This is a genomic window from Nocardia sp. CDC153 (genome assembly GCF_035818515.1).
GTDB lineage: Bacteria > Actinomycetota > Actinomycetes > Mycobacteriales > Mycobacteriaceae > Nocardia.
This window is the reverse complement of sequence record NZ_JAYKYU010000004.1, coordinates 166703-180321: the sequence shown is the minus strand read 5'-3', so window position 1 is coordinate 180321 and position 13619 is coordinate 166703. Positions and strand designations below refer to the sequence as shown.

General features: G+C 66.3%; 13 protein-coding genes. 6 read left to right on the top strand and 7 right to left on the bottom strand.

Translation table 11 applies throughout. The features are described from left to right. Window positions 1-197: 197 nt before the first annotated feature. The 5 genes from VMT65_RS23330 (at window position 198) to VMT65_RS23310 (ending at window position 4289) form a co-directional block, all read left to right on the top strand. Complete coding sequence (locus VMT65_RS23330) at window positions 198-1775, top strand: LVIVD repeat-containing protein (protein WP_326310503.1); 1578 nt, start codon at window positions 198-200, stop codon at window positions 1773-1775. A 104-nt stretch (window positions 1776-1879) separates the two neighbouring features. Then, the gene (locus tag VMT65_RS23325; RefSeq protein ID WP_326311169.1) at window positions 1880-2458 is read left to right on the top strand and encodes a DUF305 domain-containing protein; all 579 of its coding nucleotides are present in this window, start codon (window positions 1880-1882) and stop codon (window positions 2456-2458) included. Window positions 2459-2498: 40 nt separating this feature from the next. After that, window positions 2499-2693 carry a hypothetical protein gene (locus VMT65_RS23320; protein WP_326310502.1) on the top strand — a complete coding sequence of 65 codons (195 nt, stop codon included), beginning with the start codon at window positions 2499-2501 and terminating at the stop codon, window positions 2691-2693. A gap of 225 nt (window positions 2694-2918) precedes the next feature. After that, the gene (locus VMT65_RS23315; protein WP_326310501.1) at window positions 2919-3641 is read left to right on the top strand and encodes a PaaI family thioesterase; all 723 of its coding nucleotides are present in this window, start codon (window positions 2919-2921) and stop codon (window positions 3639-3641) included. 144 nt (window positions 3642-3785) lie between these two features. Next, window positions 3786-4289, top strand: coding sequence for a DUF4231 domain-containing protein (locus VMT65_RS23310; RefSeq protein WP_326310500.1), 504 nt, complete (start codon window positions 3786-3788; stop codon window positions 4287-4289). Window positions 4290-4321: 32 nt separating this feature from the next. On the opposite strand, the gene VMT65_RS23305 is transcribed toward VMT65_RS23310, so the two are convergent. The 3 genes from VMT65_RS23305 to VMT65_RS23295 are packed head-to-tail and all read right to left on the bottom strand — an operon-like array spanning window position 4322 to window position 6998. Next, window positions 4322-5611 (bottom strand): acyl-CoA dehydrogenase family protein, encoded by a 1290-nt coding sequence (locus VMT65_RS23305; RefSeq protein ID WP_326310499.1) that lies wholly within the window; start codon window positions 5609-5611, stop codon window positions 4322-4324. A 2-nt stretch (window positions 5612-5613) separates the two neighbouring features. Further along, entirely contained in the window at window positions 5614-6255 is a 642-nt protein-coding gene (locus tag VMT65_RS23300; RefSeq protein WP_326310498.1) for a TetR/AcrR family transcriptional regulator, read from the bottom strand. Further along, window positions 6252-6998 (bottom strand): SDR family NAD(P)-dependent oxidoreductase, encoded by a 747-nt coding sequence (locus tag VMT65_RS23295; RefSeq protein WP_326310497.1) that lies wholly within the window; start codon window positions 6996-6998, stop codon window positions 6252-6254. Before VMT65_RS23295 ends, VMT65_RS23300 begins: the two co-directional genes overlap by 4 nt. A 183-nt stretch (window positions 6999-7181) precedes the next feature. Between VMT65_RS23295 and VMT65_RS23290 the strand changes: the two genes are divergently transcribed. After that, window positions 7182-9365, top strand: a complete 2184-nt coding sequence (locus VMT65_RS23290) for a malate synthase G (protein WP_326310496.1) — start codon at window positions 7182-7184, stop codon at window positions 9363-9365. Between the two features lie 123 nt (window positions 9366-9488). Here the strand turns inward: VMT65_RS23290 and VMT65_RS23285 are convergent, their stop codons facing one another. The 4 genes from VMT65_RS23285 to VMT65_RS23270 all read right to left on the bottom strand — a co-directional run bounded on the left by VMT65_RS23285 (window position 9489) and on the right by VMT65_RS23270 (window position 13591). Beyond that, window positions 9489-9881: a hypothetical protein gene (locus VMT65_RS23285; protein ID WP_326310495.1), complete on the bottom strand. Its 393-nt coding sequence runs from the start codon at window positions 9879-9881 to the stop codon at window positions 9489-9491. A gap of 183 nt (window positions 9882-10064) precedes the next feature. Beyond that, window positions 10065-11213, bottom strand: coding sequence for a serine hydrolase domain-containing protein (locus VMT65_RS23280; RefSeq protein WP_326310494.1), 1149 nt, complete (start codon window positions 11211-11213; stop codon window positions 10065-10067). 141 nt (window positions 11214-11354) lie between these two features. Further along, window positions 11355-12566 (bottom strand): S-methyl-5-thioribose kinase, encoded by a 1212-nt coding sequence (mtnK, locus tag VMT65_RS23275; protein WP_326310493.1) that lies wholly within the window; start codon window positions 12564-12566, stop codon window positions 11355-11357. Next, window positions 12563-13591, bottom strand: a complete 1029-nt coding sequence (locus VMT65_RS23270) for an ABC transporter permease (protein WP_326310492.1) — start codon at window positions 13589-13591, stop codon at window positions 12563-12565. The genes mtnK and VMT65_RS23270 overlap by 4 nt, the downstream gene beginning before the upstream one ends. Window positions 13592-13619 lie beyond the last annotated feature (28 nt).

The window sequence follows — 13619 nt, the reverse complement described above, 5'->3', positions numbered from 1 at the left end:
GCCGCCAACGATACTTCCGCGCACCGACAGGAACCGCGTGCTGCCAGCCGAAGCTGTCACAGACAATTTTGGCCTCAGCCCTACCGGCCGGTCAGTTTATGGGTTAGCGTTCCGAGACGTAACGGTGACCACATCGGCCAACCTGCTGTGCCGACGGTCACGGGACTTGTGCACGGAACGAAGACGGGGGTACCGCGATGAGGCGGTTCACGCGCATGCGCCGGTCGAAACCGGCGGCGGTGCTGGCGGTGTCGCTGTTGGGGGCGGCCGTATTGCCGATGCACGGCGCGTCGGCGGATCTGCAGTCAGATATCGAGAGCCAGGTGCAGCAGTTTCTGGATGTCGGGCGGACCTCGGTGCCGCGCGCGGAGTGCGGGGACGGGGCGCTGCCGGAAAACGGTATGCAGGGCGATGTTCCGGCCGACGACCGCAATAGCGGGCGCAGCACGCTGGGGTATCGGTGCAATCTGTCGTTCGTCGGCGGGTATGTCGGCAAGGGCGCGGGGATCACCTCGGCGACCTACGACCACTGCTCGTACACCGGCTCGCTGTTCCCGGGCAATATCCTCGGTCCCGCACAGGGCGTGCAGGTGCTCGACGTGTCCGACCCGGCGAATCCGGTGGAGGTCGGCAGTCTCACCGAACCCGCCATGCTGGCCGGGACCTGGGAGTCCCTCAAGGTCAATGCCGAGCGAAAACTGTTGGTGGGCACCGGTGTTCCCGTCGGCGAGGGCGCGGGATACCTCTCGGTGTATGACATCTCCGACTGTGCGCACCCGCGGTTGCTGAACCCGGGCGCGGGCACGAATCTGCTGATGCCGCTGCCGATCACGACGCACGAGGGCGGGTTCTCGCCGGACGGTCGCACGTATTGGGCCTCGGGCATCGCGCCCGGTTTCGTGAGCGCCGTGGATCTCACCGATCCGACGAATCCGCACGTGATCTGGCAGGGGCTCACCGGAATCGAGGCGCACGGCTTCGGCATCAGCCCCGACGGCGATCGCATGTACCTGTCCGCGCTCGCCGGATTCACCGTGCTCGACATCAGCGCAGTGCAGCGCCGCGACCCGAACCCACAGGTCAACCACCTGGGTCGGGTCTTCTGGACCGACGGCTGGGCGACCCAGCACAGCATCCCGGTCACCTATGACGGCAAGCCGTACCTGTTCACCGTGGACGAGGGCGGCGCGGGCGGGGTGAAGCTCATCGACATCTCCGACGAGACCAATCCGACGGTCGCGGCGAAGATCAAGCTGGAGATCAACCTGCCCGAGAATCAGGATTCGGCGATGGCCTCGGCCATGGGCGGCTCGGTGTTCTCCTACGACGCGCACTACTGCGCCGCGGACCGGCCCGACAATCCGACCGCGCTGGCCTGCGGGTGGGAGGAGTCCGGGATCCGGGTCTTCGACGTCCGGGATCCCTTCCACGCCAAGGAGATCGCGTACTACAACCCGCCCGCCCGCAAGGGCCGAAACCTCGAGTTGTGGAACTCACCGCACGCACTGGCCTCGATCATCGGTGTCCCCGCCATGGAGTTCCCGTCCGCCGCCCGGGCCATCCTGGAGGGCAAGTTCGATCCGTCCCAGGCACTCTCGTCGCGCACCGGCATGGTGGCGTTCGGCGACCTGTCCACCGACTGGTGCTTCTCTCCGCCGGAGTGGCACGGAAACCAGTTGTGGGCCACCTGCAACGACAACGGCTTCATGGTGTTGCAACTCGCCGACGACGTGTACACCCCGCCCGCCGACCAGCGATCCGTGGTGGGATCGTGACGGAAACCCCTGCCCTACGGGAGAAGGACCCTGCCCGCCGGTTCGATCGGGTGCGGCGGCCCCTCATCGCGACCGCGCTTGCCGTCGCCCTCGTCGCCACCGGCATGCTCCTGCGCCCCCTGGTGTTTCCCGAGAACCATTCCACCCCGCCGATACTCAGCCAGGTCGAGATCGGCTTCGCCCAGGACATGACCGCCCACCATGAACAAGCCCTGATCATGGTGCAGCGCCTCGACTCCGGGGTCGACCCGACGGTTCGCCAACTGGCCCAACAGATCTCCGACACTCAGCGCATGGAAATCGGCACCATGCTCGGCTGGCTCCGCCTGGCCAACGCCTCCCCCGACTCCAAACACCCCATGTCCTGGATGAATTCGGCTGCTGCGCACGATCATTCGATGCCGACCATGATCAGCACCAATGGCACCGCCATGCCCGGCATGGCGACCCAGACGGAACTGGATTCCCTCGCCGCCGCACGCGGCAAGGATGCCGAAATCCAGTTCCTGCAACTCATGCTCCGCCACCACACCGGCGGCGTAGCCATGGCGAAGGCGGTCGATCACCTCATCGACTCGGGTCCGGTGAAGGAGGCCGCCCGCGGCATGATCACCACCCAATCCCAGGAAGCCGGACTGATGACGATCATGCTCGCCCAACGCGGCTTCCACCCCCTCTCCTGACCGGCAGCCCCAACGGTGCACCCACGTAGGGTGGAGCCTCGTGGAGGCGGAGAGCGAGCTGGAGGAGTTGCGGTCGGTGCTGTCCTGCGTATTCGAGAAGCTCGGTGCCGAGAGCCTCACCGAGCCCGACCGAGTCGAGTTGGTGGCGCGCGCCGAGGTGGTTCAGGACCGGATCGACGCGATCGAGGACGTCATCCCCGCGTGGTCGAGCGACCCCGAGAATGACCACACCTAGCCTGCGACAACTCGACTGAAGATGATCATGGGCCAAACCCTGCACTATGGCGGCCGAGTTGGCAGGAAACTGCCTTCCGGAGGCGATTAGTGCAGAAATCGGCCCATTCGCTTACCGAGGTCTGCAAGCACCCCGGGTGCGAAATCTCACGGGAGCGGCGCGGTGGGGGCTGGGTATGGTCGAAGGGATGATCGGCTGCGTGGCCGGGAAAGGTTGGCGTTCAGCATGACCCAGGCGGAAGCGCTCATTCTTCCCGAATACGTTCACGGGTATCCCGACGTGGTGTTCGGCGGGTATCTCGCGGGACTGCTCGCGAAGCATGCCGGAGGTGAGGTCGTGCGAGTCGACTTCCGGCGCGCCGTCATGGTGGGCACCCCCATTCACGTGTCGAGCCGCGAACCTGGTCACGCGGCATGCACCGCTGGCGAGGACACGGTCCTGGTCGAGGCGAGTCCGTCCGCGCTCACGCTCGATCCGCCGCCCGCGCCGTCGTGGGCGGCCGCACGGTCCGCTGTCGAGATCGCGTTGTCGGGCGCTCGGACGGTGACCGACTGCTACGGCTGCGGATTGGCCTGCGAGCCGGGCCGGGGATTGCGCCTGTTTCCGTCCGAGTTGCCCGATGCGCGGATGATGGCGGCGGCGTGGACACCCGATGCCAAGCTTGCCGACGCGACCGGGGAGCTGCCGCCCGAAGTGGTCTGGTCGGCGCTCGACTGTCCCGGCGGCCGAGCGGCGTTCGTGTATTCGGGGATGGGTCGTGGCGCGTTCACCGCCGCCCTCACCGCGACCCAAGTGCGGCCGGTCTATGCGGGAGCCGACTACGTTTCGCACGCTTGGACAGTCGGACGCGAAGGCCGCAAACACACTGTCGGCGTGGCCTTGTCGACCGCCGATGGCGAACTGTGTGCTCTGGCCGAAGCCCTGTGGATCGAACCGCGACAAGGCTGAATCGAACCACGACAGGGCTGATGCGCGTCCGCGAGGCTGCCCTGGCACGCGGAACACCTTCGAGTTCCGCCCCGAAATACCTTGGTTACCAGCCGTTCTCGTCGCCGTGGAGCGGCGGAGAGACACTCGTGACACACTGACCGCGTGGCAGGTTCTTCATCGCCGAAAGCCCAGACCGACGCCATGGCCGCGGTCATCAACTGGGACACGGTCGGCCCCGCGTTTCACGATTTCTGGACCAGCACCTACGCCCGCGAGGTCGCCGCCACCGGCCGGCTCACCGGCCGATTCCGTAGCTGGGGACAGTTTCTCCGCTTCACCGCCATGGTCGCCAGCGCCGTGGTCACCGGTCTGGCCGGATTCGAGGGCTCGCTCATCCGCGCCGCCACCGCGTGCGCGGGCGGTGTGGCGGTGGTGGCCACCGGCAGCGCCGCCATCTTCCACGCCGACCAGCGGGTCGCGACCAACCGCCGCACCCAGCAACTGCTGCTGTCCGAGGGCTGGCGCTTCGTCGCCGGCGCGGGCGACTACCCCGGCGGCCCGACCGCCGCGAACGCCACCAAATTCCTGCTCTCCGTGGAGCAGATCCTCTCGACCTACGTCGACGACTACGTCAAGACCATCGACGATCCCACCCCCGCGCCCTGACCCGAACTTGGTGGTGGGTTTCGGCGAGCCGCTCAGAGGTTTCCGACGGTGTGTTCCAGACGGTCGGCGACCAGTTGGCGGGCCTTTTCGCGGAGGGCGGGGCGATATCCGCTGGGGTACACCGGGTCTGCGGGGGCGTAGGTCTTCAGGATCTCCTTGGCCAGGGTGATCTTGTGGACCTCCGTCGGGCCATCCGCGATGGCCATGATCTGGGCGTAGGTCATCATGTCGGTGAACGGCAGATCGCTGCTCACACCCAGTGCGCCGTGCAGATGCATTGCCCGCTGGGCGATGTCGTGCATGACCTTCGGCATGGCGATCTTGATGGCGGCGATGTCGTGGCGGACCTTGCGGTAGTCCTGTTCCTTGTCGATGCGCCAGGCGGTGCGCAGCACGAGCAACCGGAATTGCTCCATCTCGATCCAGGATTCGGCGATCTTCTCCTGGGTCATCTGCTTGCCGCCGAGCACGCCACTGCCCATCGGGCGGGACACGGCGCGCTCGCACATCATGTCGAAGGCCTTGCGCACCAACGCGACCGTGCGCATGGCGTGGTGGACGCGACCACCGCCGAGGCGGGTCTGGGCGACGATGAAGCCGAGCCCCTCGGCACCCAGCAGCGAGTCGGCGGGGATGCGGACGCTCGAGAACCGCAGGTGGCCTTCGTGTTCGCTGAAGCCGGGGACGGTGAAGTTCTTCACGATCTCGAGGCCGGGTGCGTCGGCGGGCACGATGAACATGGAAAGCCGCTGGTGCGGAGGCGCTTCCGGGTCGGTGACGGCCATCACGATGTGGAAGGTCGCGAATTCGGCGGCCGAGTTGAACCATTTCTCGCCATTGATGACCCATTCGTCGCCGTCACGAACCGCACGGGTCCGGAAGGCGGTCGGATCCGAACCGCCGGTCGGCTCGGTCATCACGTAGCAGGAGCCGATCTCACCATCCAGCAGCGGCTGCAGGTATTTCGCCTTCTGCTCGGGCGTGCCGAAGTGTGCGAGGATCTCGGCATTGCCGGAATCCGGTGCCTGACAGCCGAATACCAGCGGAGCCCACTGCGAGGTGCCGAGCATCTCATTGAGCAGCGCCAGCTTCAGCTGCCCGTACCCGGGTCCGCCGAGCTCGGGCCCCAGGTGACAGGCCCACAGCTGCTGCTCTTTCACCTTCTCCTGCAACGGCTTCATCAATGCCCGGATCTCGGGATTGGCGCGGTCGTAGGGGTTCGGGTAGATCAGGTCGAGGGGCTCCACCTCGGTCCTGACGAACTCCGCGACCCAGTCCAGCTTCTTCTGGTACTCCGGGTCGGTCTCGAAATCCCAAGCCATGATCAGCCTTTCGTGCTCTTACGCGGTTGAATGAGTCCGTCCAGGACGGTGGTGCAGAGAATGTCGGCGATCTCGTCGGGCGTGTGCTGCCCGTCGGCGCGATACCAGAAGGTCACCGAATTGAGCATGCCGAGCAGACCGTTGGTGACGACGTGATCGGCGGTGCGCAGCACACCCGACGCCTTGCCCGCGTCGATGACCTGCTGCCACCGGCTTTGGATGCGGTCCCGCAGTTCCTGCAGTTCGCGCCCGCGCTCGCCGGTCAGGGCCGTGACATCGCGCAACTGGATCGCGACGGCCCGCCGGTTCTCGAGAATCAGCCGCACATGACTGTGAATCAGCTTGCGCAACTTGGTGACCGGATAGTCGGACCCGCTCACGATCTGCTCGGCCTCGGCCAGCATGAGCCGCGTGTAGTCGGCCAGGATCTGCCACAGCAGCTCCTCTTTGGACCCGATGTGGTAGTACAGCGCCCCGCGCTGCACATCGGCCCGATCCCCGATCTCGGCGACGCCGGTGCCGTGGAATCCCTTCTCCGCGAACAGTTCCAGCGCCGCGCGCACGATCCGCTCCCGGGTCTCCCCCGGTCCGGCGGCCGAGGCGGGCGGCCGTCCGCGCTTGCGGGCCGGAACCGCGGAGGTCACCGGAATCCCCCGTCCAGCGCGAGCGTCGCACCCGTGCAGAACGCGGAGGCATCCGAGGCGAGGAACAGCGCGGCCCCGACAATGTCCGCGGGCACCCCGATCCGCCCGAGCGCGGTGTGCCGAGCCAACTCCGCGCGCATCTGCTCGGGCCACGCCTTGGCGATATCGGTGTCGAAGGGCCCGCAGCGGATCGTATTGACCCGCACGCCCGGCCCGTAGGTGTGCGCCAAACCCACGGTCAGCGCCTCGAGACCGGCCTTGGCGGCGGCATACGGCACCGCCAGCGGTTCGGGATGCGCGGCCTCGATCGAAGATATATTTACGATCGATCCCCCGCCCGCCGCGGCCATGCGCGCCCCGATCAGCGCCGAAAGCCGGAACGGCCCCTTGAGATTGGTGGCGATCACCTTGTCGAACATGGCCTCGGAAACCTGGTCCAAGCTGGGGTAGAGCAGTGACATCCCGGCGTTGTTGATCAGGACGTCGACCTTCCCGAATTCGCCGTAAGCCGCCTCGACAAGCCGCTCGCACTGCCCCCACTCACCGACATTGCAGGCCACCGCGAGCGTCCGCTGCCCGGTCTTGGCTCGCACGTCAGTGGCTGTTTCCTCACACGCCGCGAGCTTGCGACTGGCGATCACGACATCCGACCCCGCCTCGGCGAGCGCGAACACCATCTCGCGACCGAGTCCGCGGCTGCCGCCCGTTACCACAGAGACCTTGCCGGACAAGGGTTTTCCCATGAATCGCACCCTCCCGAGGGCCCGCCGAAAAATGTTCCACCCAGTACATTAAATGTACCGATCGATACAAACAAGACCCATCGGTCGAGGCCCCAACCCCGAGGCCGTGAAATACCGCCCGGTAACCGCGAGTAATATGACGCGCGTACTTTTTCCACCCGGCTTCTCGAAATGAGGCAGTAGATGACAGAGCGGATTCAGGTCGGCGGGCTGCAGGTTGCCAAGGTGCTCCACGATTTCGTGGAGAACGAGGCCCTCCCCGGCACCGGTGTTGATTCCGCCGCGTTCTGGTCGGGTGCCGAGGCCGTCATCAATGACCTCGCCCCCCGCAACCGTGCACTCCTGGCGGAACGCGACGACATCCAAGCCAAGATCGACGAGTGGCACCGCGCGAACCCGGGCGCAGGCTACGACAAGGCTGCCTACAAGCAGTTCCTCACCGAGATCGGCTATCTCCGTCCCGAACCGGCCGATTTCCAGATCGGTACCGAGAACGTGGACGCCGAAATCGCCACCCAGGCGGGACCGCAGCTGGTCGTGCCGGTGATGAACGCCCGCTTCGCCATCAATGCCGCAAACGCGCGCTGGGGCTCGCTGTACGACGCCCTGTACGGCACCGATGCCATCTCCGAGGCCAATGGCGCGGAGAAGGGCACGGGCTACAACAAGGTCCGCGGTGACAAGGTCATCGAGTGGGCCCGCAACTTCCTCGACGATGCGGTGCCGCTGATCACCGGCTCGCATGTCGGCTCCACCAAGTACACGATCGAGGACGGCGAGCTCGTGGTCGGCCTCGAGGACGGCACCGAGATCGGCCTGGCCGACAACGATGCCCTCGTCGGCTACCTGGGCGATCCCGCGAACCCGACCTCGGTGCTGCTCAAGCACAACGGTCTGCACATCGAGATCCAGATCGATCCCGAATCCCCGATCGGCTCGACCGACACCGCGGGCGTCAAGGACGTCGTGCTGGAGTCCGCGGTCACCACGATCATGGACTTCGAGGACTCGGTCGCCGCCGTGGACGCCGAGGACAAGGTCCTGTGCTACCACAACTGGCTGGGCCTGATGAAGGGCGATCTGGCCGAGCAGGTTTCCAAGGGCGGCAAGACCTTCACCCGCACCATGAACCCGGACCGCGTGTACACCGCGCTGGACGGCAGTGAGCTTGTGCTGCACGGCCGTTCGCTGCTGTTCGTGCGAAATGTCGGTCACCTCATGACGTCCGACGCGATCATCGACGCGCAGGGCAACGAGGTGCCCGAGGGCATCATGGACGGCCTGATCACCGTGCTGATCGCCAAACACGCCCTCAACGGCGACACCAAGCTGAAGAACACCCGCACCGGCTCGATCTACATCGTGAAGCCGAAGATGCACGGCCCGGACGAGGTGGCCTTCACCAACGAGCTGTTCGGCCGCATCGAAGAGGTCGTGGGCCTGCCGGTCAACACCCTCAAGGTCGGCATCATGGACGAGGAGCGCCGCACCACGGTGAACCTGAAGGCGTCCATCCACGCCGCCAAGGACCGGGTCGTGTTCATCAACACCGGCTTCCTGGACCGCACCGGCGACGAGATCCACACCTCCATGGAGGCCGGGCCGATGGTCCGCAAGGCCGAGATGAAGGCCCAGCAGTGGATCAAGTCCTACGAAGACTGGAATGTCGACACCGGTCTGGCCACCGGCCTGCCCGGCAAGGCGCAGATCGGCAAGGGCATGTGGGCCATGCCCGACATGATGGCCGACATGCTGGAGCAGAAGATCGGCCAGCCGAAGTCGGGCGCGAACACCGCGTGGGTCCCGTCCCCGACCGCCGCCACCCTGCACGCCACCCACTACCACCTGGTGGATGTGTTCAAGCGGCAGGCCGAGATCGCCAAGGGCGGCCCACGTGCCACCGTCGACGAGATCCTCGAGATCCCGCTCGCGGCCGACACCAACTGGACCGCCGAGGAGAAGCAGCAGGAGCTGGACAACAACTCCCAGGGCATCCTGGGCTACGTCGTCCGCTGGATCGACCAGGGCGTCGGCTGCTCGAAGGTGCCCGACATCAAGGACATCGGCCTCATGGAGGACCGCGCCACCCTGCGCATTTCCTCCCAGCTGATGGCCAACTGGCTGCGCCACGGCATTGTCACCGAGGCCGAGGTCATCGCCTCCCTCGAGCGCATGGCCCCCGTCGTCGACCGCCAGAACGCCGGAGACCCCTCGTACTTCCCGATGGCTCCGGACTTCAACGCCTCCATCGCCTTCCAGGCGGCCAAGGAATTGATCCTCGAGGGCACCACCCAGCCCAACGGCTACACCGAACCGATCCTGCACCGCCGCCGCCGCGAGGCCAAGGCCTTCAACAAGAGCGTGTAACCCTCACTTCGGTTGCACCCCAACGGAATCCCCGGTCGATCACTTTCGACCGGGGATTCTCCCTATGCAGGGCTCATGTTTCCTCCGCGAGAGGGCGGCAACAGTGGGCGAACCTGACTCGGACTAGGGGCAGGTGAAGGGGACGCCTTTGCCGCCGGAGGCGGTGCTGGTGTCCATGTAGTAGGTGAGGTTGTCGGGGAGGTGGTTGATTTCGATGGCCAGCGCGTGGGTGCCCGAGGTCATCCCTTCGACGGAGAAGGCGAAGTCTCCTGTTCCGTCGGCGGTGCTCGTGAAGGTCTCGGTCGTGGAGACCGGAGCGCCCCCATCCAGCTTGAAGTAGACGTGGAACTGCTGGTTGGGAAGGTTCGTGCGGTAGAGATGACCGCTCACGAAGAGGGTTTTCGAGTCGTCGCACTGCACGGTGCCGTAACTGTGGTTGCTGTCGACGGTCTGGCCCGAGTGCTGCCCGGTCCAGGCAACGATGGGAGCGATTTCCGCCGATGTCGGGAGCGCCATTGTTCGATTCCCTTACTTGCGATGAGTAATAGCGAGAAGTGGGTCACCCGTATCAATGGTGCGCCCGATACGCCCTCGAAGCGAGATGATTCGCCCGCATTGCTTTGCCGCCCAATGGATTATCTTCGAATAGCATACCGCCCAGGCGGTACCTTCGAACGAATTGATCTCGGCCGCAGTCGATTACGAGCCGTGAGAGAGTTTGCCTTCGCAGAGGGCGGTGGCGACGGCGGTGTTCATGTCCGAGATTTGGGCGTCGGAGCCTCCCGGGTATTGGTTGGACATGGCGGTGGCGGTGCGGCCGTCGGGGGTGGTGCCGCTCAGGGTTCGGAAGCCGGGGATGCCGCCGTCGTGGCCCCAGTAGAGGCCGCCGCAGGGGAGGGGGGTGCTCATGAGGCCGAGGCCGTAGGCGCTGCCGGAGCCGTCTTCGGCGGGGCGGGTTGTCATCATTGCGTGGAGTTCGGACGGGTGGAGGAGTTGGCCGTTGACGAGGGCGGTCAGGAAGCGATTCATGTCGCCGGCGGTGGAGATCATCCCTCCGGAGGCGCCGGCCACCGTTGGGTTGATTCCGGTCATGTCGAGGAGGGCGTCCGCGGGTCGGGCGTAGCCCTGCGGATGGACGCCCGGGATAGTGGAGTCGTCTCCGGGGACGGAGGTGCCGTCGAGGGCGAGGGGGTGGATGATTCGGCGCTCGATCTCTTCTGCGTACGGCTGCCCGGTGACCTTCTCGATGAGCAGGCCCGCGACCACGTAGTCGGTGTTGGAGTACTGCCAGCCGTTGCCGGGCGCGAACAGGCGCGGATGGTCGAGTGCGAGGTTCACGAGGTCGAGTGGATCATGGTGTGCGCCAGGGTTTCTGACCAGCTCGGTCAAGTCCAGGTACTGGACGTAGTCGGGCAGGCCGCTGGTGTGCTGGAGCAGATGGCGCACGGTGATATCGCGTCCGTCGTTGCCATTGCCCTTGATCAGACCGGGTAGGTACTGCTCGACCGGCGTGTCGAGCCCGACCTTCTGCTCGCCCACGAGTTGCAGGACCACGGTGGCGACGAACATCTTGGTCATGCTGCCGATGCGAAAGCGGCTGTCGCCCACCATCGGCGCGTGGGTGTCGATATTCGCGACGCCGCGGGTCAGGACCGTCCGGCCGTGCGCGTCACTGACTTCGAGCAGTGCGCCGGGTGCGCCGTCGGCACCGGTCAACCGGTCCAGGATGGTGCCCACGTCGGCATAGCTCGGTGCTGCCGGAGCGTTCCCCCGCCCGTCCGTTCCGCAGGCGCACAGCGCCAGCGCCAATACACAGGCAGCACCAAACACCTTGGCGTATCTCAGCATTCGTCCTCCACAGCTTGGGCGGACCCCCATGCTATGAAGCCATAACCGGAGCACACGTCGGCCTCGGGAGCCAACTGGCGAACCACGATGCGGTACTCCGGAGCCAGACGTCCCTCACCCGTGGGGTGTAGCCGTGACTGCTCAGGCCCCAGCCGATGCGCTCTCCGACAGCACGCTCGACAACACTGTGCCCTCGATCAGCTCGGCTACCGCCTCCGGGTCGGGCAGGTCGGCGCGGCGCAGGATCAGCTCACGCCCGACGAGGAGGGCATGACGGGAGGCCGGAGCCGGATCCGGGAGGGTATCGAGGTCGGTGAGATGGGCGAATCCGATGGTGCGCCGGACGAGTTCGGCCCCGGCGTAGCCGAGAGCATCCGTCCACACACGATGCAGGAACCGTTCGAGGTAGGCGTCGTCGAAGAAGTCATCGATCCGGGCAGGCCACAGGCGGCGGAATTCACTGGTGAACGCCTGCCAGCTCAGCGCGAGCTGCTCCCCGGGTGCGGTCACATGTCCGAGCGCGCGGGCGCGAGCCTCCGCGGCAATGGTATTGCCCCAGTACAGACCGAGGTCGAAGCCGATCGGCCCGACGAAGGAGAATTCGGGATCGAAGATGCGCACCACTTCCGCACCGTCGCGGGTGCCGACCATGATGCTGCCGGTATGGAGATCACCGTGCAGCAGCGCCTGCGCACCGGTCATGAAAGTGTGTCGCAGATCGGCGATCTCGGTGCGCAAGGACGCGTCCGCACGGAAGGCCGCGGCCAGGTCGGCGACGCCTTCGTGCCAGTGATTGTGCTCGTGCTCGATATACGGCTCCGCGAGCACGACATCCTCGGTGATCTTGCACAGATCGGGATTCACCGATTCCGCGATCAGCGCCTTGCGTTCGGCCGAAGACAAGCCGAAATCGCTGGTGGCGAAGGACAATCGGGCAACGAACACCCCGACGGCCGTCGAGACACCGCCGTACCCGCCGCCGTCATTGAGCACACCGCGCAGCACGCGCAGATCCGACAGATCCTCGAGAATCAGCGCGTAGTTGGCCGGATCGTAGTCGTGCAGCACCGGAACGGTGTCCGCCGCGACCGCCCGAACCCGTTGGTAAGCACGGGCTTCGGCGTCCGCGCGAGCCGGACTCATGGGCCACGATGGCCCGGCCACCCGCACCCACGGCAACGCCTGTTTCACCGCGACACTGCGCCCGTCATCGCGGCGGGTCGCGATGAACACCCGGTTGAGGTTGCCGTCGGACACCTCGTGGACATCCACCTCGCCCGCTCCCCAGAAACCCCGCTCGCGCAGGTACTCCGGCACATCGGCGGGTTCCAGAATCCGGTAGTTCCCGGTCACGACCTTCTCCCTTCGGACAGCGTGAAACTGCAGACCAGCGCGAGGATGAGCACCACGCCCTCGACGACGTCCTGTGTGTAGTAGGGCAGTCCGGCGATGGTGAGTCCGGAGGAGACTATGCCGATGAGCACCGCGCCCAGCGCGGTCCCCCACACATTCGGGCGACCCCGGCCCAGCACGGAGGTCCCCACCAGCGCGACCGCCACGGCCTCGAGCAGCTGCGAATTGCCCGCCGACACGTCGCCCTGCCCGATGCGCGCGGCCAGAATGAGACCGCCGGTGGCGGCCAGCAGCGCCGAGAGCACGTAGGCCAGGCCGCGATAGCGACCGACCCGCACCCCGGCCAGCCGCGCCGCCTCCCGATTCGCGCCGATCGCGTACAGCACTCTCCCCCACCGGGTTCGGGCCAGGAACACCCACGCCGCGAGCGTGAGAACCGCGAAGATCAGCACCGAGTTCGGTACGCCGAGCACGCTGCCGCGGTCGATGGACAGGAACCCGGAGGTGAATTTGCCGGGCGCGGTCGAACCGTCGGGCAGCGTCATTCCGGGCGAAATCGATTGCCCGTCCACCATCACCAGCTTCAGCCCGGAGATGGCGAACATGGTGCCCAGCGTGGCGAGCATATCGGGCACCCGCAGCAACACCACCAGGACGGCATTCACCAGACCGGCGAGCGCGCCCACCCCGAGCACGGCCAGTACCGCGATGACCCCGATCTGGTTGTGCACCACCATGGTCTGCGCCGCCACCGACACCGCGAGCCCGGCCACCGCGCCCACGGACATGTCCAGCCCGCCGACCGCCATGGTGAGCGTCACGCCCAGCCCGAGAATGGCCGCGACCGAGACGTAGCGCAGTACATCCAGCAGTGTGGAGCCGCTGCGGAAGGTCGGTTCGCTGATGCTGAAGTACGCGAACAGCCCGGCCGTCACGACCAGGAAGCCGTACTTGACGACGAGGTCGCCCGCCCGCCGGACGCGCGGCGTACCGGTCACCGGGGCTGCTTCTTCGATTACAGTCATGGAGTCTCTCTGTGGGGCAGCGGAATTC

Excerpts from the sequence above, each read along its gene's own strand:
- VMT65_RS23280 (WP_326310494.1), bottom strand. The coding sequence starts at position 11,213 with ATGCTGAGATACGCCAAGGTGTTTGGTGCTGCCTGTGTATTGGCGCTG.
- VMT65_RS23315 (WP_326310501.1), top strand. The coding sequence starts at position 2,919 with ATGACCCAGGCGGAAGCGCTCATTCTTCCCGAATACGTTCACGGGTAT.
- VMT65_RS23295 (WP_326310497.1), bottom strand. The coding sequence starts at position 6,998 with ATGGGAAAACCCTTGTCCGGCAAGGTCTCTGTGGTAACGGGCGGCAGC.
- VMT65_RS23270 (WP_326310492.1), bottom strand. The coding sequence starts at position 13,591 with ATGACTGTAATCGAAGAAGCAGCCCCGGTGACCGGTACGCCGCGCGTC.
- VMT65_RS23330 (WP_326310503.1), top strand. The coding sequence starts at position 198 with ATGAGGCGGTTCACGCGCATGCGCCGGTCGAAACCGGCGGCGGTGCTG.
- VMT65_RS23305 (WP_326310499.1), bottom strand. The coding sequence starts at position 5,611 with ATGGCTTGGGATTTCGAGACCGACCCGGAGTACCAGAAGAAGCTGGAC.
- VMT65_RS23285 (WP_326310495.1), bottom strand. The coding sequence starts at position 9,881 with ATGGCGCTCCCGACATCGGCGGAAATCGCTCCCATCGTTGCCTGGACC.
- VMT65_RS23325 (WP_326311169.1), top strand. The coding sequence starts at position 1,880 with ATGCTCCTGCGCCCCCTGGTGTTTCCCGAGAACCATTCCACCCCGCCG.
- VMT65_RS23290 (WP_326310496.1), top strand. The coding sequence starts at position 7,182 with ATGACAGAGCGGATTCAGGTCGGCGGGCTGCAGGTTGCCAAGGTGCTC.